The organism is Plantactinospora sp. DSM 117369, assembly GCF_053764795.1.
The window spans coordinates 7,619,784-7,639,060 of the sequence record NZ_CM132446.1 but is presented as its reverse complement, the minus strand read 5'-3'; the positions used below and the strand labels follow the sequence as shown (position 1 = coordinate 7,639,060).

18 protein-coding genes and 2 pseudogenes are annotated in these 19,277 nt (G+C 73.5%); 8 read left to right on the top strand and 12 right to left on the bottom strand.

Features of this window, described 5'->3' with window-relative positions:
* Positions 1 to 35 precede the first annotated feature (35 nt).
* Positions 36 to 434: an NUDIX hydrolase gene (locus tag ACSMXO_RS32415; protein WP_455415026.1), complete on the top strand. Its 399-nt coding sequence runs from the start codon at positions 36 to 38 to the stop codon at positions 432 to 434.
* 126 nt (positions 435 to 560) lie between these two features.
* On the opposite strand, the gene ACSMXO_RS32410 is transcribed toward ACSMXO_RS32415, so the two are convergent.
* Together ACSMXO_RS32410 and ACSMXO_RS32405 are read right to left on the bottom strand one after the other, a co-directional pair.
* Positions 561 to 1,361 (bottom strand): ATP-binding protein, encoded by an 801-nt coding sequence (locus ACSMXO_RS32410; protein ID WP_455415025.1) that lies wholly within the window; start codon positions 1,359 to 1,361, stop codon positions 561 to 563.
* 303 nt (positions 1,362 to 1,664) lie between these two features.
* On the bottom strand, positions 1,665 to 3,491 hold the full coding sequence (locus ACSMXO_RS32405; RefSeq protein ID WP_346262522.1) for an AMP-dependent synthetase/ligase: 1,827 nt from the start codon (positions 3,489 to 3,491) through the stop codon (positions 1,665 to 1,667).
* A 348-nt stretch (positions 3,492 to 3,839) separates the two neighbouring features.
* Between ACSMXO_RS32405 and ACSMXO_RS32400 the strand changes: the two genes are divergently transcribed.
* Positions 3,840 to 4,193, top strand: coding sequence for a hypothetical protein (locus ACSMXO_RS32400; RefSeq protein WP_318394467.1), 354 nt, complete (start codon positions 3,840 to 3,842; stop codon positions 4,191 to 4,193).
* A 26-nt stretch (positions 4,194 to 4,219) separates the two neighbouring features.
* On the opposite strand, the gene ACSMXO_RS32395 is transcribed toward ACSMXO_RS32400, so the two are convergent.
* The 3 genes from ACSMXO_RS32395 to map all read right to left on the bottom strand — a co-directional run bounded on the left by ACSMXO_RS32395 (position 4,220) and on the right by map (position 7,075).
* Positions 4,220 to 5,482, bottom strand: coding sequence for a DUF6891 domain-containing protein (locus ACSMXO_RS32395; RefSeq protein WP_455415024.1), 1,263 nt, complete (start codon positions 5,480 to 5,482; stop codon positions 4,220 to 4,222).
* 73 nt (positions 5,483 to 5,555) lie between these two features.
* Positions 5,556 to 6,059 (bottom strand): PepSY domain-containing protein, encoded by a 504-nt coding sequence (locus tag ACSMXO_RS32390; protein ID WP_455415023.1) that lies wholly within the window; start codon positions 6,057 to 6,059, stop codon positions 5,556 to 5,558.
* A gap of 233 nt (positions 6,060 to 6,292) precedes the next feature.
* On the bottom strand, positions 6,293 to 7,075 hold the full coding sequence (gene map / locus ACSMXO_RS32385; protein ID WP_346262526.1) for a type I methionyl aminopeptidase: 783 nt from the start codon (positions 7,073 to 7,075) through the stop codon (positions 6,293 to 6,295).
* A 65-nt stretch (positions 7,076 to 7,140) separates the two neighbouring features.
* On the opposite strand from map, the gene ACSMXO_RS32380 reads away from it, so the two are divergent.
* Positions 7,141 to 7,428 (top strand): helix-turn-helix domain-containing protein, encoded by a 288-nt coding sequence (locus ACSMXO_RS32380; protein WP_346262527.1) that lies wholly within the window; start codon positions 7,141 to 7,143, stop codon positions 7,426 to 7,428.
* A 74-nt stretch (positions 7,429 to 7,502) separates the two neighbouring features.
* Here the strand turns inward: ACSMXO_RS32380 and ACSMXO_RS32375 are convergent, their stop codons facing one another.
* Positions 7,503 to 8,855 carry a sensor histidine kinase gene (locus ACSMXO_RS32375; RefSeq protein WP_455415022.1) on the bottom strand — a complete coding sequence of 451 codons (1,353 nt, stop codon included), beginning with the start codon at positions 8,853 to 8,855 and terminating at the stop codon, positions 7,503 to 7,505.
* On the bottom strand, positions 8,852 to 9,544 hold the full coding sequence (locus ACSMXO_RS32370) for a response regulator transcription factor (RefSeq protein ID WP_346262819.1): 693 nt from the start codon (positions 9,542 to 9,544) through the stop codon (positions 8,852 to 8,854). The genes ACSMXO_RS32375 and ACSMXO_RS32370 overlap by 4 nt, the downstream gene beginning before the upstream one ends.
* A 202-nt stretch (positions 9,545 to 9,746) precedes the next feature.
* Between ACSMXO_RS32370 and ACSMXO_RS32365 the strand changes: the two genes are divergently transcribed.
* Positions 9,747 to 10,277: a septum formation initiator gene (locus tag ACSMXO_RS32365; RefSeq protein WP_455415021.1), complete on the top strand. Its 531-nt coding sequence runs from the start codon at positions 9,747 to 9,749 to the stop codon at positions 10,275 to 10,277.
* A gap of 98 nt (positions 10,278 to 10,375) precedes the next feature.
* On the opposite strand, the gene ACSMXO_RS32360 is transcribed toward ACSMXO_RS32365, so the two are convergent.
* Complete coding sequence (locus ACSMXO_RS32360) at positions 10,376 to 11,329, bottom strand: terpene synthase family protein (protein ID WP_455415020.1); 954 nt, start codon at positions 11,327 to 11,329, stop codon at positions 10,376 to 10,378.
* A 24-nt stretch (positions 11,330 to 11,353) separates the two neighbouring features.
* Positions 11,354 to 11,983: a TIGR03085 family metal-binding protein gene (locus ACSMXO_RS32355; protein WP_455415019.1), complete on the bottom strand. Its 630-nt coding sequence runs from the start codon at positions 11,981 to 11,983 to the stop codon at positions 11,354 to 11,356.
* A gap of 206 nt (positions 11,984 to 12,189) precedes the next feature.
* On the opposite strand from ACSMXO_RS32355, the pseudogene ACSMXO_RS32350 reads away from it, so the two are divergent.
* From ACSMXO_RS32350 to ACSMXO_RS32335, 4 genes and pseudogenes are all read left to right on the top strand, one after another.
* Positions 12,190 to 13,314: pseudogene (locus tag ACSMXO_RS32350) on the top strand (ABC transporter transmembrane domain-containing protein); the annotation flags it as partial.
* A gap of 123 nt (positions 13,315 to 13,437) precedes the next feature.
* Positions 13,438 to 14,220 (top strand): annotated as a pseudogene (locus ACSMXO_RS32345) (ABC transporter ATP-binding protein); the annotation flags it as partial.
* Positions 14,221 to 14,234: 14 nt separating this feature from the next.
* Entirely contained in the window at positions 14,235 to 16,013 is a 1,779-nt protein-coding gene (locus ACSMXO_RS32340; RefSeq protein ID WP_455419361.1) for an ABC transporter ATP-binding protein, read from the top strand.
* A gap of 102 nt (positions 16,014 to 16,115) precedes the next feature.
* Positions 16,116 to 16,928: a DUF2470 domain-containing protein gene (locus tag ACSMXO_RS32335; protein WP_455415018.1), complete on the top strand. Its 813-nt coding sequence runs from the start codon at positions 16,116 to 16,118 to the stop codon at positions 16,926 to 16,928.
* An 84-nt stretch (positions 16,929 to 17,012) separates the two neighbouring features.
* On the opposite strand, the gene ACSMXO_RS32330 is transcribed toward ACSMXO_RS32335, so the two are convergent.
* The 3 genes from ACSMXO_RS32330 to ACSMXO_RS32320 form a co-directional block, all read right to left on the bottom strand.
* The gene (locus tag ACSMXO_RS32330) at positions 17,013 to 17,651 is read right to left on the bottom strand and encodes a TetR/AcrR family transcriptional regulator (protein ID WP_346262812.1); all 639 of its coding nucleotides are present in this window, start codon (positions 17,649 to 17,651) and stop codon (positions 17,013 to 17,015) included.
* Between the two features lie 76 nt (positions 17,652 to 17,727).
* Complete coding sequence (locus tag ACSMXO_RS32325) at positions 17,728 to 18,483, bottom strand: ABC transporter permease (RefSeq protein WP_455415017.1); 756 nt, start codon at positions 18,481 to 18,483, stop codon at positions 17,728 to 17,730.
* Positions 18,480 to 19,241: an ABC transporter ATP-binding protein gene (locus ACSMXO_RS32320; protein ID WP_346262810.1), complete on the bottom strand. Its 762-nt coding sequence runs from the start codon at positions 19,239 to 19,241 to the stop codon at positions 18,480 to 18,482. The genes ACSMXO_RS32325 and ACSMXO_RS32320 overlap by 4 nt, the downstream gene beginning before the upstream one ends.
* Between the last annotated feature and the right edge of the window lie 36 nt (positions 19,242 to 19,277).

The following is a 19,277-nucleotide window of genomic DNA, read 5'->3' as shown; positions in this document are numbered from 1 at the left end:
GGGGTCCGGCCGGCGCGCCTGGGAGCATCGGCCGGGTGACGATGATCGACAAGATCGCCTGGATCCGGCTGGAAGAGGGCCGGATCCTCAGCTCCCGCTCGCACGGCAAGGACGTCTACTACCTCCCGGGCGGCAAGCGGGAGCCCGGCGAGACGGACCTCGAAGCCCTGGTACGGGAGATCGAGGAGGAGCTCAGCGTCGCCGTCCTCTCCGGCACGGCCACGCCGGCCGGCGTCTTCGAGGCGCCGGCACACGGTCATCCGGCCGGTACGGTCGTCCGGATGACCTGCTACGCGGCGGACTACCGGGGCGTGCTGCGACCGGCCAACGAGATCGCCGAGATCGTCTGGTTGGGCTATGCCGACCGGCACCGGGTCTCTCCGGTCGACCAGGTCATCTTCGACCACTTCCACGGCACCGGCGAACTGCGCTGACCCCCGCCGATCCGGCAGACCCGTCCCCGGCGCCCGGCCGGTGCCGCGCGGCGATGTGGCGGGTGCCGCGCGGCGATGTGGTGTCGCCGGTACCTCGCCGGTGTCTCGGGCCGCCCGGTTCGCCGGTCAGGCGGAGTAACTGGCCCCGGGGATGGTGGCCAGGCTGGGCAGGCGCAGCCGGGATGCCGGAGTGGCGGCCAGGCTGGCCCAGACGATCTTGCCATCGGCGCCGGGCAGTACGCCCCAGTTGGCGACCGACCGGGTCACCATGGCCAGCCCGCGACCGCGTACAGCCAGCGGCTGCCGCGGATCCGGGGCCGCCTCCCGCCGGGGCAGCGCCGGTACGCCGGGGTGCCGGTCCGCCACCGCGATCCGCAGCCGCTGCCGGTGGTGGCAGAGGGTGAGGTCGATGTCGGTGCCGGCGTGCTCGACGGCGTTCGCCACGAGCTCGGAGGCGACGAGTTGGGCGTCCTCGGTGACGTCGGAGAGCCGCCACCGCTCGCAGCACTCCCGGACCAGTCCGCGCGCCACGCTCACCGCCTGGGGCACCGGCGCGAGCCGGCGGTGGGCCTGCCGGGCGCGGGCCGGGACGGGATAGGGCCGGACCCGGCCGAGTGCCTCGGTGAGCCGGGGATAGAGCCGGATCCGCCGGGTCGGCAGGCGGCGGAGCAGCACGGTCAGCGCCGAGGCCGGCGCGCAGACCAGCACGGTGATGCCGCGCCGGCACGACTCCCGGAGCATTACCAACGCCGGCAGCAGGGTCGGCAGCAGCTTGTCCGGAGCGATCCGGGTGCAGTCCACGGCCACGTACGGCGGGTGGTGCGCGGCGCACCGCGAGATCGCCCGCTGCAGTGTGTACGCCTGGGCGACGCTCCACCGGCCCGCCACGGTGATCACCAAGGCGCCGGTCTCCACGTGCGCTGCCACCGTGGTCACCATCACCGGAACCCCCTAGCCGCCCGCGTACCGCCACGACCGGCCACCGGACCCGGCCCGCCGTGCACCTGACCCTGTTCTTACCCCGGTGACGCTCGGGTGAAGCGGCCCGGATGTCACCGGGTCCGGCGGTAGCCGGGCGCAAACGGCAGGTAGCGCTCCGGAGAGCACCGGCCCTCCGGAGAGCACCGGCCCTCCGGACAGCACCGGACCGCCGCGCGATCGCGGGTCGCACGGCGGTCCGGTGGGGTGCCGGATCCGACCCCGGGGGGAAGGGTGGGATCTCGGACGGGCTCAGATCTGGGCGAGGGTGCCCTGGTACATCTGGTCGATCTCGGTCTTGAAGCTGCTCTCCACGGCACGACGTTTGATCTTCATCGACGGCGTCATCTCGCCGTCCTCGACGGTCAGGTCGCGGCTCAGCACCGTGACCTTCTTGATCGTCTCCCAGCGGTTGAGCTTCTGGTTCAACTCGGCGACGTAGCCGTCGACCAGGGCGCGTACCTCGGCCGAGCCGACGATCTCGGCGTACGGGCGGCCGGCGAGGGGGCCACCGGCGGCCCAGGTGGCGATCGCGTCGGCGTCCAGGGTGACCAGCATGGTGCAGTAGTTGCGGGCCTGTCCGATCACCACCACCTGCGAGGTGTACGGGCAGAGCGCCTTGAACATGCCCTCGATGTGCGACGGCGAGATGTACTTGCCACCCGACGTCTTGACCAGGTCCTTCTTCCGGTCGGTGATCTTCAGGAAGCCGTCGCCGTCGAGCTCGCCGATGTCACCGGTCCGGAAGAAGCCGTCCGGGGTGAACGCCTCGGCGGTCTCTGCGGGCAGGTTGTGGTAGCCGCGCATCACCGGCATGCCCCGGAGCAGGATCTCGCCGTCGGAGTCGATCCGGCACTCCAGGTCGCCCATGGCCTTGCCGACCGTGCCGATCTTGAGCGCCCCGGGCCGGTTGACGAAGTTGCCGGCGCTGGTCTCGGTCAGCCCGTACCCCTCGGAGATCGGCAGGCCGGCCGCGGCGAAGAAGTGCGCGATCTCCTGGCTCAGCGGCGCGGCGCCGGAGACGAGTACCCGGATCCGGCCACCCAGCCGGGCCTGGAGCTTGCTGAAGACCAGCTTCTCGGCGAGCCCGTAGCGCAGCCGCAGCCCGGCCGAGACCGGCTTGCCTGCCTGCTCCAGCGACACCTTGTGCTTGCCGGTCCGGACCGCCCAGGCGAAGATCTTCGCCTTCGCCCCGCCCCCGGTCTGCGCGGTGGTGACCGCCCGGTTGTAGACCTTCTCGAAGATCCGGGGCGCGCCGCACATCAGCGTCGGCCTGACCACGCCGAGCAGCTCGACCAGCCGGTCGAGCCGGCCGTCGACGTAGGTCGGCATGCCGACGTGGATCACGCCGCAGATCAGCGTCTTGCCGAACGAGTGCGACAGCGGCAGCCAGAGATATTGCAGGTCCTCCGCCTTGATCAGCCCCAGTTGTGCCTGGGCCACGCCCTCCCAGCACCACCCGGCGTGCAGCAGCTCGACGCCCTTGGGCCGGCCGGTGGTGCCGGAGGTGTAGATCAGCGTGGCCAGGTGGTCCTGGTCGATCTCGGCCACCACCCGCTCGATCAGATCCGGGTCGTTCTCCAGGGCCAGCGCGCCCTGCACCTCAAGATCGGCGAGGGTGAGCTGCGGCGGGGTGGCGGCCGGCTCGGCGGGTCCGTCGATCAGTACGACGTGGGTCAGCGCCGGCAGCTCCACTCCGGCGATCTTGGCGGCCTGGTCGGCGTTCTCGGCAATCAGCACCTTGGAGCCGGAGTCCGCGATGATGAAGGCGGTGTCCTCCGGCTCGGTGGTCGGGTAGACCGTGGTGGTCGCGCCACCAGCGCACATGATGCCGAGGTCGGCGAGGACCCAGTCGAGCCGGGTGTTGGCCAGGATCGCCACCCGGTCCTCGGAGCCGACGCCGAGGCCGCGCAGCCCGGCGGCGATGGCCTTCGCACGCTGGCCGACCTGCGCCCAGCTCAGCCAGACCGGGCCGGAGTCGTCCGGGGCGGGGTGGGCGAATGCGTCCCGGTCGGGGGTGGCCGAGACACGCTTCAGGAACATGTCGGGGATGGACCGGTAGGGGACGTCGAGTGCCATGGCGGGGGGTGCCTCCGGGATATCGTTGCGTGACGGTGATCACGTTAAATCGCGGTTACCAGAGAGTATTGGGTGCCCCCGCGCCTCGGCTAGTGCCGATCGGTCCGGCTGCCCGTACCGATCGGGCCGGGGCGACGGGCCCCGCACCGCGTCGACGCCGCCCGGCTCGCCCTTTCCGGGGGTACGCCGGGATCGGGTCCGAGTGGCAAACCCGAAATTTCCGGGTACGTCTCTAAGCTATCGAGGCGTCGACCCAGGTCGGCCGGGCAGGAAGCGCCGCCGGACCAGGGCGCGGAGGTCATCAACCACGGGTGAGGGTCATCAACCATGGGTCATACAGGGCCGGTCATGGGAAGTCCCGGTCGCGGCGACGCGGTGCCGGGCCATGTCATCCACCTTCCGGTTGCCGTACACACTCTGCAGGCCGCCACCGAACTGGCCGCGCGGCTGACCGAGTCGCTGGCCTTCCTGCCGGAACTCGACGCCGGCGAGGTCACGGTCTCGGCCGAGGACGCGCAACACGAGCGGTACCGGGTGTTCTGCGACCGGTTGCTGCTCGGCACCGGCCGGTGCGGCGAGCGGGAGGGGCACCGGGGCGCCTGTGTCGCCGGCCCGCCGGCCGCGGCCGGGGCGACGACCGGGCGCCGGGCACTGATCGACGCGACCTCGGGCTGGGCCGGGGCGGTGCCGCCGGCCGGATGACCGCCCGGACGCGGGACCGGTGGGGGTCAGGCCCAGGGCACGGTACGCACGTCGCCCAGATCGGCCACCGCGACCCGGTCCTCGACCGCGAGCACGCCAACCATCCGCTCGGCCTCCGGAATCGTCACGTGCCGGCCCAGCGAGGCGCCCGCCTCCGGATCCGGCGTCTCCAGCCAGAGCCTCCGCTCCGCCCACCGCATCTGCACGATCCCGCCGGAGCGGCCGCGGAAGGAGGCCCAGGCACCGGTGCGGACCGGCATCCGGCGCAGCAGGTCGACACTCTCCCGGAAGGTGAGCGGTACGCCCTGGTATTCGCGCCCCGCCGAATGCTCCCAGGTCGCCTCCACCAGCCCGCCGTCGCCGTTGACCGCCGACGCTCCGTCCGGTCCGTGCGGGGCGGTGCCGGCCGCACCGCCGGACCGGAGCTGCCGGACCAGGGTCATGCCGGCGTACCGGTCGACCCGGGAGTCGGGCCGGTCGGGATCGGCGAAGGAGCCGACCAGGGTGTCCCAGTCCCGCCGTACGGTGACGGTGGTGCCGTCCAGCGTGATGCCGAGCCGGGTCCCGGCGGGCAGCCAGGGAAGATAGAGGCCGGCCAGCCGGGTGGCCGAGATCGGCCCGGTGGTCGGGGCGTACACCCCGCGCCAGGCGGCGTCGGGGACCTCGATCTCGACGGTGACGTCGTCGTCGACCGGGGGCGGGAAGGCCGCCAGCCGGCCGGTACGGCGCCGCTGCCAGGTCAGCGGGACCCGGATCCGGGCTCCGGTGTCGCCGGCCCAGTCCACCGGCAGGTCGTGCTCGCGCAGTGCCGCCGCCACCTCCGCGCCGATTTCCGCCGACGGCGGCTGCTCGAAGAGCCCGTACGCGATCCAGACGGCCTCGCCGTCGGCACCGCGCTCCGCGTCCTGCTGGTGGTAGAAGGCGTACCCGCGCGGCGTCTCGCCGTCGGCGACCTCGGCGCCGATCTCGCCCAGGCCGCAGTTCTGGCAGCAGGTGAAGTTCTCCCGGGCGACGATCCCGGCCGCGTCCAGGGCCCGGAAGGCGAGGGTGAGTCGATCGCTGTCGGTCGGCTCCGGCCAGCCGGCCTGGGCGGCGGCGTGCGCGGCGAACTCCGCGGCGGCCACCTCCCGGGCCAGCGCCTCGACCCGCACCGGATCGTATTCGTCGTCCAGGTACTCGACCGCACCCACCACGATCGCGTCGTACGGCAGCTCGCCGAGCGCGACGTGCCGCCGGACGTACTCCTCGACCAGGTGCCGGAACTCGTCGGCGTCGTCTCCAGGTTCCACGGCCGGAAACGCTAACAGCACCCCCGGACAGCGGGGGACGGCCGGCCCGACACCGGCCGCCCCGCCGCCCCGGTCAGTCGTCGTCGGGGTCGTCGTCCCGGTCGCCGTGGTCGTCGTCCTTGTCGCGGTCGGTCTTGACGATCTCGCCGGTGGTCGCGTCCACGTCCACCTCGATCTCCCAGCCGTCCTTGACGAACTCGACGCTCCACACCACCCGGCCGTGTTCCTGCTCCCGCTCGACCTCATCGAGTTGGCCGCCACCGGCGCTGGCCAGCGCGATCTGGACCGCCCGCGCCGCGTCGACCGATCCGGCCGGCGCGGCGCCGGCCGGATCGGTCGAACCGGTCGGGGCGCCCGACGGGGTGCCGCTCGGCACAGCCGTCGGACCGCCGGTCGGGCCGGCGCCGGGGGTACCCGTCGGGTCGGCGCCGGGCGTCGGCTCAGCGGGCGCGGTGGTGGCGACGGCGCCGAACCCCTGCCGCTCGCCCTCCGCCGCGCTGGCCCCGATCGCGGTACCCACGACGGCGGCCGCCGCCAGCGCGCCGCCGAGGCTCAGGACCAGAGTCTTACGCCGCATCGCAGTCTCCTCCATCGTCGCGGAACACCTGTTCCGGATCTCTCGACAGAGCTTCGCCGGGATCGGGATAGCGGCGCGCTGTGCGAACGCTAAGCCGCGGTAAAGAGTGCGACCGGGGCCGGTGCCATCACCCTCGACCCGGCAAACACCGGCGGGGCCGGCCTGGCAGGCTTTCATTTCAGCGACGATGCGTGGTGACCTGCGGGGAGCGGGGAACCCGGATGGCTGTCACCTCACGGTTGCGCCCGCTTCGGCACGGTGAGAACCTCGGCTCCGTCGTTGGTGATGGCGATCGTGTGCTCACTGTGCGCTGTCCGGCAGCCTGTCGCGCTTCGGAGTGTCCAGCCATCGGCATCGGTGACCAGCTCGGCGGTGTCCGCCATGACCCACGGCTCCAGCGCCAGCAGCAGTCCAGGGCGCAATCTGTAGCCGCGACCGGGCCGCCCCGTGTTCGAGACGTGCGGATCCTGGTGCATCGTCGATCCGACGCCGTGACCGCCGAACTCGGTGTTGATCGAATACCCCGCCGCGCTGAGGACCGAGCCGATGGCATGGGAGATGTCACCGATGCGAGCCCCGGGGCCGGCCGCGGCTATTCCCGCGCTCAAGGCGCGCTCGGTCGCGTCGATCATCGCAACGCTCTCCGAGGGCTTCGAGTCGCCCACGATGAAGCTGATGGCGGAGTCCGCGACGATTCCGCCCTTGGATACGGCGAGGTCGAGCGAGAGCAGGTCGCCGTCGGCAAGCGGGTAGTCGTACGGCAGCCCGTGCAGCACGGCATCGTTGACCGACGTGCAGATGTAGTGCCCGAACGGCCCGCGTCCGAAGGACGGCTCGTAGTCGACGTAGCAGGACAGCGCCCCGGCCTCGGCGATCATGTCCCGGGCCCACCGGTTGATGTCCAGGAGGTTCGTGCCGACCGTGCTACGGCTCTTCAGGGTCTGCAGGATGTCGGCGACCAGGGCGCCTGTCTCCTTCGCCCGTGGCAGTTCGGTGGGGTTCAGGATCTCGATCATCTGCGCCTTCCTCGCGCAACCAATAACTATCCCGGTCATACTATCCCGGTACTAGAATTGGAGCCATGGTCAGGTTGCCGCTCACTCCCGCAGAGGTCGAGCGCGGGCAGCGCCTCGGTGCCCTGCTGCGTCGCGCCAGGGGAGGACGCTCGATGCTCGATACCGCCCTGGACGCAGGTGTCTCGCCGGAGACCCTTCGGAAGATCGAGTCTGGTCGCGTGGCCACCCCTGCCTTCCCGACTATCGCGGCGATCGCCGATGTCCTCAGCCTCTCCCTCGATGTGGTTTGGGCTGAGATCAACCAGCCCGACGGTGGTGCCGAATCGTCGAGCTCCAGTCCTCGCGCCGCGTGAGCCCTCGGCCTCATAGCGGCCACACTCTCAGCTACCGGAAAGAGGTCCGGTCGGCGCCGGCCGGGGCGGCTAGGTCAGCTCGGTGCCATCCCGGACGGCGACTGGCGGGCGGCGAGCGGTGGGCCGAGGACGACCGCCACCCGGGCGCCGCCACCGTCGGAGTCGGACAGCTCGAACCGGCCGCCGCTGGCCCGGGCCGCCCGGCGGGCGATGTCCAGGCCCAGCCCGGTGGAGCCGGCGGCACTCGTCCCGCGTCGTACCAGGCTGGCCTGGTCGAGCGGGGTCGAGGCGGGGCCGACCAGGGCGGGTGGCAGTCCGGGGCCGCTGTCGGTGACCGTCAGCAGCGCACCGCCGCCGGGGCGCGGCGCCAACGCGACGGTGCAGCCGGTCCCGTCCGGGGTGTGCGCGAAGACATTGCCGAGCAGCGCGTCCAGCACCGCCGCCAGCTCGTCGGCGGGCAGCCGTACCGGAAGCGGGTGGTCGGCCAGGTCGAGGCCGAGCGACCGTCCGGTGTCCTCGGCCAGTACGGTCCAGAACGCGACCCGCTCCCGGACCACCGCCGTGGCGTCGCAGACCGGCTCGGTACCGGTGTCGGTGCCCCGCCGCCGGGCCTGCCGGATCAGCCCGGTCACCGCCCGCTCCACCGCGTCGACCCGTTCGGTGATCCGGGCCGCCTCCCCGGGGTCGGCCAGCGACTCGGACTCCAGCCGCAGCGAGGTCAACGGGGTACGCAGCCGGTGCGACAGGTCGGCGAGCTGCTCGCGTTCGTCCCGCAGCAACTCCTGGATCCGGGTGGCGAGGTGGTTGAGCGCGCCCGCCACCGCGCGTAGTTCCGCCGGTCCGGACGGGGTGGCCCGGGCGGTCAGCTCCGCGCCGGCCAGCCGGTGCGAGACCGCCGACAGCTCGGTGATCGGGGCGGTCAGCGACCGGGCCAGCCGGTCGGCGACGGCGAGGCCGAGCAGCAGCAGCGCCACCCCGAGCGCGGCCAGCACCAGCCAGGAGCGGTAGACGCCGTGGGTCAACTCGTCGGCGGAGACGAAGGTGCGGATCACCGCCGTACCGTCCGGACGGCCCTGCACGGCGACCAGGATCTCCCGGCCGTCCTCCCGGGCGACGGTGAGGCTCTCGCCCCGGGCGGCCAGCTCCACCCCGTCCGTCAGCGGCGCGTCGTCGCCGAGCACCGCGCCGTCCGGCAGGAAGACCGTGACCGGCCGGTCGGCCGCGGCGCCGACCTGCTCGGCGGCGAGCCGCAGCCCGTCCTGGCCGGCGGTGCCGACCAGCGGGACCAGCGCCTGTACGTCGGCGGTGGCGGCCACCACCGCCCGGTCGGCGGCAACCCCGCGCAGCAGCACCGCGAGCGGGACCAGGAAGGCCAGCAGCACCAGGCCGGTGGTGGCCGCGACGAGCAGGGTGAGCCGGCGCCTCACGACGCGGTCCCGGGTACGTCGAGCCGGACCCCCACCCCGCGCACGGTGTGCAGGTAGCGGGGCTGTTGGGCGGTCTCGCCGAGCTTGCGGCGCAGCCACGACAGGTGTACGTCCACCGTCTTGTCCGCGCCGCCGTAGGGGAGCTGCCACACCTCGGTCAGCAGTTCGCGCTTGCTCACCACCCGACCGGCCCGAGCGGCCAGGTGGTGCAACAGGTCGAACTCCCGGGGAGTCAGTTCCAGCGGTGCGCCGGCCAGGGTCGCCTGCCGGGCCGCCGGATCGACCCGCAGCTCGCCGACGGTCAACACCGCCGGGCCGTTCGCCGGGCCGGCACCGCGGCGCAGCACCGCCCGGATCCGCGCGTCGAGTTGGGCGGCGGTGAACGGCTTCACCACGTAGTCGTCGGCGCCGGCGTCCAGCCCCCGGATGATCTCGGCCTCCTCGTCCCGGGCGGTGGCGATGATCACCGGGGTACTGTTCACCGCGCGGAGCATCCGGAGCAGCTCCAGCCCGTCCAGGTCGGGCAGCCCGAGGTCGAGTACGACGAGGTCGGGTCGGTCGTCGAGGACCCGTTGCAGCCCGGCCATCGCGGACTGCACGGCGGCCACCGCGTGCCCCCGGTCGCGCAGCGCGTGCAGCAGCGGGGTACGGATGGCCGGGTCGTCCTCGATCAGCAGTAGGCGCGCCACACCCGGCACGGTAACCGGAAACGCCCACCGGCACCCGGTCGGCGCTGCCGTGCCGGCGGGACCGGGCTGGTCGTATGCCACGTCGCGGACCGTCCCGCCGGACACCCACCGGCAGCGCGCCGTGCCGGCGGAACGGGTCCGTTAACGGTCCCTTAGGGTCCGCCGGCGCCGGCCTTAACACGGCGGCGGGCATCATCGGAGCATGCGTCGACGTACCCTGCTCGCCGTGGCCGGCTGGCTGCTCGCCGCGCTGGTCGCGACCGGTACCGGGCTGGCGGCCGTAGAGGTGATCGGGGCTGGGCTGACCGGGCCGGCGGGTGAGGTGCGCAGCCCGGACGAGGTGGCCCGGGCGCTGGCCGCCACCCCCCTGCCGTCCGCCCCGGGCGCTGTCCCGCCGGGCGCTGTCCCGCCGGGCGGTCCGGCGCCGTCCGGCGGCACCGCCAGCGCGGGGCCGATCCCCTCCGCCGCACCGGGCTCGCCGGCCGGCGCGGACGACGCGCGCCGGCTGGTCTCCACCCCCGGGGGTACGGTGCTGGCCGAGTGCGCCGGCCGCCAGGTGTGGTTGACCGCCTGGACCCCGGCCCAGGGCTACCGGGTCGGCGAGGTCGAGCGTGGCCCGGACGACGATGCCGAGGTGACCTTCCACGGCTCGGGTGGGCGGATCGAGGTCGAGGTCGAGTGCGTGGCCGGCAGGCCGGTGCCGACCTGGAAGTCGCACGGCGACGACGACTGACCGCACCGGTCGCGCCGCGGCTGGCCGCACCGGTCGCGCCGCGGCTGGCCGCACCGGTCGCGCCGCGGCTGGCCGCATCGGCCGCACGGCGGGCGGATTCAGCGGTAGCGGCCCGCCCCGAGTGACCAGTCGTAGCTGCCCCGGATCCAGGCCCGGCGGGCGGCGACGAACCGTAAAGTGTCCGGGTCTCCGCCGGCCAGCAGCTCGGACTCCAGCCTCAGGTACGCCCGCAGCCCGGCGTTGAACCGGCGGGCCGCGTCGAGGAGTCCGGCGTGTTCCTCCCGCCCCGCGTCCCGGGCCAGTACGACGATCAGATTGTGCCCGTCCCGGCCCTGCCGGCGCTCCTTGGCGTACGAGAAGACGTCGTTGCACCAGCAGACCAGGTCGGCGGCGAGGTCGTCGAGCTGGGACGCGTCAAGGTCGGCCTGGCAGACGGCTTCGGCCAGTCCGCCGTACGCCAGGTCGGTGAGGGTGAAGCTGGGGCGTACCCCGCCGGTGTGCCGGCGCATCTGGAGGTACTCGGCCACCGCCGGTACCCGGTCCCGTTCCCGGTTCGCCGCCTCCCAGAGCAGCGCCAGCAGGTAGTCCCGCATCTGGGCGGCGAACCGGAGCAGCAGCCGGGGTGGGCCGTGTGCGCGTACCCGTCGGCAGAGGTCGTGCAGGCCGGCGGCGGTCGGGCCGGCGACGGTGGCCGAGCCGGGCGGTGCCGGCCCGCCGCGCAGGTCGAGTACGTCGAGCAGTTGCCCGACGACCGGGGCGAGCCGGCCCGGGGCGTCGCCCAGCCCGTCGTCGTCGCAGCGGTCGTCGAAGGTGAACAGCCAGGTGAACAGGTCGGCCAGCAGCCGGAGCTGCTCGGGCCGGGCGTCCGGGCAGGCCCGGCCGGCCAGGTCGGCCGCGTTCGCCCGGTCCAGCCGGCGGGCCGCGGCGGAGCTGCCGACCAGGCCGAGCTCGGCGGCCCACCGGGTCGACTGCGGCCCGACCTGCCCGACGTGCGCGCTGACCCGTTCCGGGAAGGGCGGCCGGGTCAGCCACGCCAGGGCGAAGGCGCGCATCGGCACGTCCGGCCGGCTCGTGGGTCAGAGTCCGAGTTTCGCGGTCCGCAACCGCTCGGTGAGCGCGGGCGGGCCGACCAGTTGCACCCGGGCGACCCGTTGCCGGCCGAACAGGAACATCAGCAACTCGCCGGGCGACCCGACCATCCGGAGCTGCTCGCCGCCGGCTCCGGCGGTGGTCTCGCCGTGCTCCGGCGCCTGGATCAGCAGCGCGGCCGGAAACCGGCGCAGCGATATCCGAGCCATCGTCGGGATGCGCTTCCAGAGCGCGGCCTGCTGCCCGGCCGGAAGCTGCCGGGGCTGCCAGTCGGGCCGGGCCCGCCGGACGTCCTCGTGGTGCACGAAGAACTCGATCAGGTTCGCCAGCTCGTCGACCGGCGGCAGCGCCAGCGGGCTCCACCGGGGCGGACGCCGGACCAGCTCGACCAGCGCGGGGTACGGCTTGCCGGCCACCGCCGCCTGGACCCGTGCCCCGTGCCGCCGTAACGGCGGGAGCAGCAGGCCGGCCGCCGCGTCCAGGCGGCGCTCCCGGACCACCAGGTGGGCGGCGAGGTCCCGGGCGGCCCACTCCGGGATGATCGTGGGTGCGTCCGGCCCGATCGCCAGGAGGAGATCGGCCAGCGACTGTCGCTCCGTGTCCGCGTAGCGGGGCATGCCTTGATCGTAAATGCTGATCCGGTCGACCGGCGCGCCATGGCCCGGCCGTCTCCGCCCCGCGCGCGGTCCGGCACCGGGGACCCGGTTGTGACAGCAGACACAATCAGGGCCGAGTCGGTATCACCCACGCCAATCGGTTCGTCAACCCCGCATCTGATCAGTAAGGATGAGCTGGACGCAAGAGGCTTACGGCGGGGGACAGCGTGGCGGGCAAGACAAGCCGGGACATACTCATCCGGGGGATCAGAGTGCTCGGCTACGCGGTCCGCGACGAGCCACGGATCTTCGCGGTCGCGGTCGGTGGCAGTGTTCTCTACAGCCTGTTGATCATCGCCAGCGCGTACGTGGTCGGTGCCGTAGTCGGCGACGTGGTGGTGCCGTCGCTGGAGACCGGCCGGGCCGACCTGGCCGCGGTGCTGCTCGGCGCCGCCGCGCTGCTCGCGGTCAGCCTCGGCCGGGTACTCGGCATGTTCGGCCGCCGGCTCGGCGCCGGATTCATGCAGTACCGGTTGCAGGCCAGCTACCGGCGCCGGATCACCCGCCGCTACCTGGAACTGCCGCTGTCCTGGCACCACCGGCACGCCACCGGCACGCTGCTGTCCAACGCCAACTCCGACGTCGAGGCGGCCTGGTTCCCGATCGCGCCGCTGCCGTTCGCGGTCGGCACCCTGGTGATGCTGGTCGCGGCGATGGGCTCGCTCTTCGTCACCGACTGGGTGCTCGCGCTGGTCGGCGTGGCGATCTTCCCCGCGCTGTTCGCCCTGAACGTCGTCTACTCCCGACGCATGGCGCCCCGGCAGGCCCGGGCGCAGCAGATGCGCGCCCAGGTCAGCGCGATCGCGCACGAGAGCTTCGACGGGGCGCTGGTGGTCAAGACCATGGGCCAGGAGGCCCGGGAGACGGCCCGGTTCGCGGCCCAGGCCGGCGAGCTGCGGGACGCGCTGATCTCGGTCGGCCGGCTGCGGGGCGTCTTCGACCCGATGCTGGAGACCCTGCCCAGCCTCGGCACCCTGGCCGTGCTGCTGGTCGGCGCGGTCCGGTTGAACCAGGGCGCGGTCACCATCACCGAACTGGTCAGCGTGGCGTTCCTCTTCACCGTGCTGGCGTTCCCGGTCCGGGCGATCGGCTGGGTCCTCGCCGAGCTGCCGCGCAGCGTCGCCGGCTGGGACCGGTTGCAGTCCGTGCTCACCGCGACCGGCGAGATGCCGTACGGCGACACCACCCTGGACCGCCGGGACGGCCGCCCGGCCACCCTCGTCTTCGACCGGGTCACCTTCGGGTACGCCCCGGCCGAACCGCCGCCGGCGACCGCCGCCGCCGAGCCGGGCCTGGCCACCGAGCAGCCGGAGGCGGCGGCGCGGCCGACCGGGGTGGCAGCGCCGACGGATCCGGCTTCCCCTGAGCCGGTTCTCGTCGAACCGGCTCCGGTCGAGCCGCCGGCACCCGGGCCGGTGCCGGTGTTGCGCGACGTCTCGTTCACCGTGCCGGCCGGCCGCACGGTGGCGCTGGTCGGGCCGACCGGCTCCGGTAAATCGACGATCGTCTCTCTCGCGGTACGGCTGGTCGACCCGGACGCCGGCACGGTGACCCTGGACGGGGTCGACGTGCGCTCCCTCACCGCCGCCTCGCTCGCCGGCAACACCGCGCTGGTCGCCCAGGTGCCGTTCGTCTTCGACGACACCATCCGGGAGAACATCACCCTCGGCCGGGAGGGCATCACCGACGACGACGTCTGGGCGGCGCTGCGGCTGGCCGAGGCGGACGGCTTCGTGGCGGCCCTGCCGGAGGCGCTGGACACCCTGGTCGGGGAGCGCGGCGCGGCGCTCTCCGGCGGCCAGCGGCAGCGGCTCACCCTGGCCCGGGCGCTGGCCGGCCGGCCCCGGCTGCTGGTGCTGGACGACGCCACCAGCGCGGTCGACCCGAGGGTGGAGGCAGCGATCCTGGCGGCGCTGCGGGGCGGGCGGTCGGAGCCGGCCGACGCCGACGGCCCGCCGGGACCGGGGGCCTCGATCCTGGTGGTGGCGTACCGGCGGGCGACGATCGCGCTGGCCGACGAGGTGGTCTACGTCGAGCACGGCCGGGTGGTGGGCCGGGGCACCCACGCCACGCTGCTGCGTACCACGCCCGGGTACGCGGCGCTGGTCACGGCGTACGAGCGGGCCGAGGCGGAGCGGGAGCGGGAGCGGGCGTACGAGGATCCGGCGACCCGGCGAGGCGAAGAGGTGGACGCGTGAGCACGACCACGACCATGGCCGGGGCGGTGCCGGAGCGGGCGGAGAGCGCCTGGGGGACGTTCCGGCGAGGGCTGGCGCTCTCCCCGGAGCTGCGTACCGGCCTGGCCGGCACCCTCGGGCTGGCCCTGGTCTCGATGGTCGGCCGGGCCGCCGTACCGGTGGCGATCCAGCAGGGCATCGACCGTGGGCTGCGTGGTCCCGGCGGGCCGGACATCGGGGTGGTCGGCATCGTGGTCGCGGCCACCGCGGCGGTGCTGGTGGTGACCACGATCTGCGGTTACCTGATGATGCGCCGGCTGTTCACGGTCAGCGAGACGGCGCTGGCCGGGGTACGGGTGCGGGCCTTCCGGCACGTGCACGACCTGTCGACCCTGCACCAGCAGGCGGAGCGGCGCGGCTCGCTGGTCTCCCGGGTCACCAGCGACGTGGACCAGATCACCCAGTTCCTCCAGTGGGGCGGGGTCATCCTCCTGATCAACCTCGGTCAGGTGGTGGTGACCACCGTGGTGATGGCGGTCTACTCCTGGCAGTTGACCCTGGTGGTGTTCGGCGCGTTCATCCCCGCCCTGGCGGTGATCCGGGTGTTCCAGAAGCGGCTCGCCGCCGCGTACGGGGTGGTCCGGCAGCGGCTCGGCGCGATGCTGGCCGCGGTCTCGGAGAGTGTGGTGGGCGCGCCGGTGATCCGGGCGTACGGGGTCTCCGGCCGGACCGCCGAGCGGCTGGACCGGACCATCGACGCGCAGCGCCGGGCCCAGCAGCGGGCTATCCGGACCAGCGTGATCAGCTTCTCGACCGGCGAGATCGCCGCCGGGCTGGCCCTGGCCGGGGTGGTGGTGCTCGGCGTCAAGCTGGGTGTCGACGGCTCGCTGGGGATCGGCGAACTCACCGCCTTCCTCTTCCTGGTCACCCTCTTCATCCAGCCGGTGCAGATCGCCACCGAGGTACTCAACGAGGCGCAGAACGCGGTGGCGGGCTGGCGGCGGGTGCTGGACGTCCTCGACGTGGCGCCGGATGTGGCCGACCCCGGCGAGCAGGGCGTCGACCTGCCGGCCGGGCCGATCGACATCCGCTTCGCCGGCGTCGACTACCGCTATCCGGGCGGCCCGCCCGTGCTGGTCGACGTCACCGTGGACATCCCGGCCAAGACCCGGGTCGCGGTGGTGGGCGAGACCGGCAGCGGCAAGACCACCTTCGCGAAGCTGCTGACCCGGCTGATGGACCCGTCCGGCGGGGCGGTGCTGCTCTCCGGGGTGCCGCTGGACCGGGTCCGGTTCGGCTCGCTGCGCTCCCGGGTGGTGATGGTGCCGCAGGACGGCTTCCTCTTCGACTCCACGGTGGCGGAGAACGTCCGGTTCGGCCGGCCGGAGCTGACCGACGAGGAACTGGCGCTGGCCTTCACCGAGCTGGGTCTCGGCGACTGGGTGGAGGGGCTGCCGCTCGGGCTGGCGACGCCGGTGGGGGAGCGCGGCGAGGCGCTCAGCGTGGGCGAGCGGCAGTTGGTCGCGCTGGCCCGGGCGTACGTGGCCGACCCGGACCTGCTGGTGCTGGACGAGGCGACCAGTGCGGTCGACCCGGCCACCGAGGTACGCCTGCAACGCACCCTGGACGCGGTGACCCGGGGCCGGACCACGGTGGCGATCGCGCACCGGCTCTCCACCGCACAGGCCGCCGACGAGGTGATCGTGGTGGACCGGGGCCGGATCGTGCAGCGGGGCCCGCACGAGGAACTGGTCAGCGACCCGGGTTCGGTCTACGGCCTGCTCTACGCGTCCTGGTTGGAGCAGACCCGGTGAGGAGCGGGCGAGGAGCGGTGACGGCGACGAGATGGACGCCGACTGCGCGATAGGTTAGCCTCCCCTTACTAAGGTCAGGCTAACTCGTCGGAGGTCGACGTCATGCAGCCCAGCTCCGCGGAGGTGGCCCGTACCCTGGCCGCCGGTCGACTTCCCGGCACCGCCCAGGCCGCGTACCGGCCCGGGCCGCACCAGGTCCGGCACGCCACCGATTCGTCCGGCCGGGTACTGCTGCTCGTCTCGATCGTCAGTGATCTGGCCGCGGCGCTCCGGCCGACCAGGGACAGCCGGGGCACCGCGCTGGTGCTCGACGTCCGCGACCTGCCGCCGGCCGCCGGGGCGCCGCCGCTCGGCCGGGTCTGGATCTCCGGCTGGCCGGAGCCGCTCGCCGGTGTCGAGGCGCGGCAGGCGGCCGTCGACTTCGCCGAGGTGATCCCGACCGGAGACCTGCTGGACGTCGGCCGGGGCTTCACGCTCTACCGGTTCGAGCCGGCGGAGATCCGGCTGGAACGTGCCGGCACGGTGCGGCACGTCGAACCGGCCGAGTACGCCGCCGCCGAGCCGGACCCGCTGCACGCGCTGGAACGGGAACTGCTGGCCGACCTCGCGGACCACCACGGGCCGGAGATCGCCGCGTTCCTCCGGCGCCAGCTCGGCGACCTCGTACCGCCGGGCGGTGCGGACGAGCCGCCGCCCCGGGTGGTCCGGCTGGACCGGTACGGCATGGTGGTGGCCCTCGGCGGACGCGGTACCCGCTGCCGGGCCCGGCTCGCTTTCCCCCGCCCGCTCGCCGGCCGGGCGGAGCTGGTCGAGCTGCTGCATCCGGTGCTCTGCCGGCGTCGGCACCAGTCGCAGCGCCCGGACCGGGAGTGCCCGGTCGCCAGCTCTGCCGACCAGGCGTGGTCCGACCGTTGACCTCCGGGAATCGGCCGTTGACCTCCGGGAATCGGCCGTTGACCTCTGGGAATCGGCTGCTGACCTCCGGGAATCGGCCGCGCGCTACGGCCCGCTCGGCGTGCCGGGACCGGCCGGCCGGCCGGTGAGCCGGGTCAGGTCCTCGGTCAGGTAGCGCTGCACGGTCGGCCCGACCGCCGCGACCACGACGTCCGGCGGTGCCGAGGCGAGCGGCTCCAGCCGCAGGATGTAGCGGACGATGACCATGCCGGCCATCTGGGTGGCGACCAGCGACGAGCGCAGCGGCGCCTCGGCCGGGTCGATCTCGAGCATCCCGGTCGCCCGGCGGAGCACCTGGGTCTCCAGGAACTCCCGGAGCAGCCGGGCGGTCCACTCGTTGTTCACCGCCGACCGGAACAGCGCCACCGCGGCCGTACCGGCGGGGGAGTCCCAGACCCGCAGAAACGTCCGGACCAGCCGTTCGCCGACCCTGTCGAGCCCACCGGCGGCGATCTGCGGCAGCAGCTCCTGCGGGTCGAACGGGATGTCGATGGTGGCCAGGAAGAGCTGGTCCTTGGTGCCGAAGTAGTGGTGCACCAGGGCCGGGTCGACCCCGGCGGCGGTCGCGATGGCCCGGATCGAGGTGTGGTCGAAGCCGCGCTCGGCGAACGCCTCCCGGGCGGCTCTCAGGATCCCCTCCCGGGTGTCGGGGTTGCCCGGTCGCCGTCCGCTCCGTCGTGCCATCGCCGTCCTCGTACTCGTTTCCTCCGGTGCCGGTCGGCGCCGCCCGCGGTGGGGCGCCGACCGGCGAGCCGGACCGTCAGCCGGTGCGCCGCCGCAGCGTTGCCGCGGCGAGCACCAGGGCGGCGACCACCGCCGCGACCACCACCGCCACGTCCCGCCACATCGTGCCGGTCGGCTCGGCGTGCGTGCCGACCTCCTGCAGCGCCTCGACCGCGTACGACAGGGGCAGCGCGTCGCTGATCGCCTGTAGCCAGCCGGCCATCTGGTCGCGGGCGACAAACAGACCGCAGAGCAGGATCTGCGGGACCACCACGACCGGCATGAACTGTACGGCCTGGAACTCGGTCTGCGCGAAGGCACTGCAGAAGAGACCCAGCGCCACCCCGAGTACGGCGTTGACCACCGCGATCAACACCACCAGCCCGGCGTTGCCGGCGGTGGAGAGATCGAACAGCCAGTACGCCGCGCCGGCCGCGACGCCGGCCTGGACCGTGGCGGCGAGCCCGAACGCGAGGCCGTACCCGAAGAGCAGGTCCAGTTTGGCCAGCGGGGTGGTGAGCAGCCGTTCCAGCGTGCCGGAGGTGCGCTCGCGGAGCATCGCGATACTGGTGACCAGGAACATGATCACGAACGGGAAGACGCCGAGCATGACCAGCGCGATCCGGTCGAAGATGGCCGGCTGTCCCGGCGACGCGGGCTGGTCGCCGAACATGTAGTAGAGCAGGGTGACCAGCACCACCGGCACCACCAGCAGCATCGCCACCGTACGCCGGTCGTGCCGCAGTTGGCGCAGGATGCGGCCGGTGGTGACGGCGAGGATCCGCGGGTTCATCGGGCCGGCCTCCCGTCGCCGGTGCGGGTCAACCGGTCCTGGTCGGCCAGCTCGTTCGCCCGGATCAGCCGCAGGAACGCCTCCTCCAGGTCGTCGGTGCCGGCCGCCGTGCGTACCGCCGGCACGGTGTCGTCGGCGATCAGCCGGCCCTCCCGGATCAGCATCAGCCGGTCGCACCGGGCCGCCTCGTCCATCACGTGGCTGGAGACCAGCAGCGTGGTGCCCTCGGCGGCCATCGCGTGGAACCGCTGCCACAGCTCGGCCCGGAGCACCGGGTCCTGGCCGACCGTCGGCTCGTCGAGAATCACCACCTCGGGGCGGCCGACCAGGGCGCAGGCCAGCGAGGCCCGGCTGCGCTGACCGCCGGAGAGGGTCCCGACGAGTTGGTCGGCCGCGTCGGCCAGGCCGACGTCGGAGATCGCCCGGTCGGAGTCGGCCCGACCGAGGCCGTAGAGCCGGCCGAAGTAGCGGGTGTTCTCCCGGACGGTCAGGTCCGGATAGACGCTCGGCGCCTGGGTCAGATAGCCGAGGCGCCGCCGCAGGCCGCGGGTGCCGGCCGGCTCGCCGAGCACGGTGACGGTGCCGCCGGACACGATCTGCACGCCGACGATGGCCCGTAGCAGCGTGGTCTTGCCGCTGCCGCTCGGGCCGAGCAGGCCGGTGACGCTGCCACGCGGGACGGTGCAGTTGATCCCGTGCAGCACCTGCCGCTTCCCGCGGGTCACGACGAGGTCGCGGACCTCGATCGCGGTCTCCATTGGAGCCTCCCTCAGAAACTCATCAAGTGTTGAAAT

Bases quoted from the DNA above. Each gene is read 5' to 3' on its own strand.
- ACSMXO_RS32320 (WP_346262810.1), bottom strand. From the start codon at position 19,241: ATGGAGACCGCGATCGAGGTCCGCGACCTCGTCGTGACCCGCGGGAAG.
- ACSMXO_RS32400 (WP_318394467.1), top strand. From the start codon at position 3,840: ATGGGAAGTCCCGGTCGCGGCGACGCGGTGCCGGGCCATGTCATCCAC.
- ACSMXO_RS32340 (WP_455419361.1), top strand. From the start codon at position 14,235: ATGGCCGGGGCGGTGCCGGAGCGGGCGGAGAGCGCCTGGGGGACGTTC.
- map (WP_346262526.1), bottom strand. From the start codon at position 7,075: ATGATCGAGATCCTGAACCCCACCGAACTGCCACGGGCGAAGGAGACA.
- ACSMXO_RS32355 (WP_455415019.1), bottom strand. From the start codon at position 11,983: ATGCCCCGCTACGCGGACACGGAGCGACAGTCGCTGGCCGATCTCCTC.
- ACSMXO_RS32335 (WP_455415018.1), top strand. From the start codon at position 16,116: ATGCAGCCCAGCTCCGCGGAGGTGGCCCGTACCCTGGCCGCCGGTCGA.
- ACSMXO_RS32380 (WP_346262527.1), top strand. From the start codon at position 7,141: ATGGTCAGGTTGCCGCTCACTCCCGCAGAGGTCGAGCGCGGGCAGCGC.
- ACSMXO_RS32330 (WP_346262812.1), bottom strand. From the start codon at position 17,651: ATGGCACGACGGAGCGGACGGCGACCGGGCAACCCCGACACCCGGGAG.
- ACSMXO_RS32405 (WP_346262522.1), bottom strand. From the start codon at position 3,491: ATGGCACTCGACGTCCCCTACCGGTCCATCCCCGACATGTTCCTGAAG.
- ACSMXO_RS32360 (WP_455415020.1), bottom strand. From the start codon at position 11,329: ATGCGCGCCTTCGCCCTGGCGTGGCTGACCCGGCCGCCCTTCCCGGAA.
- ACSMXO_RS32390 (WP_455415023.1), bottom strand. From the start codon at position 6,059: ATGCGGCGTAAGACTCTGGTCCTGAGCCTCGGCGGCGCGCTGGCGGCG.
- ACSMXO_RS32365 (WP_455415021.1), top strand. From the start codon at position 9,747: ATGCGTCGACGTACCCTGCTCGCCGTGGCCGGCTGGCTGCTCGCCGCG.
- ACSMXO_RS32325 (WP_455415017.1), bottom strand. From the start codon at position 18,483: ATGAACCCGCGGATCCTCGCCGTCACCACCGGCCGCATCCTGCGCCAA.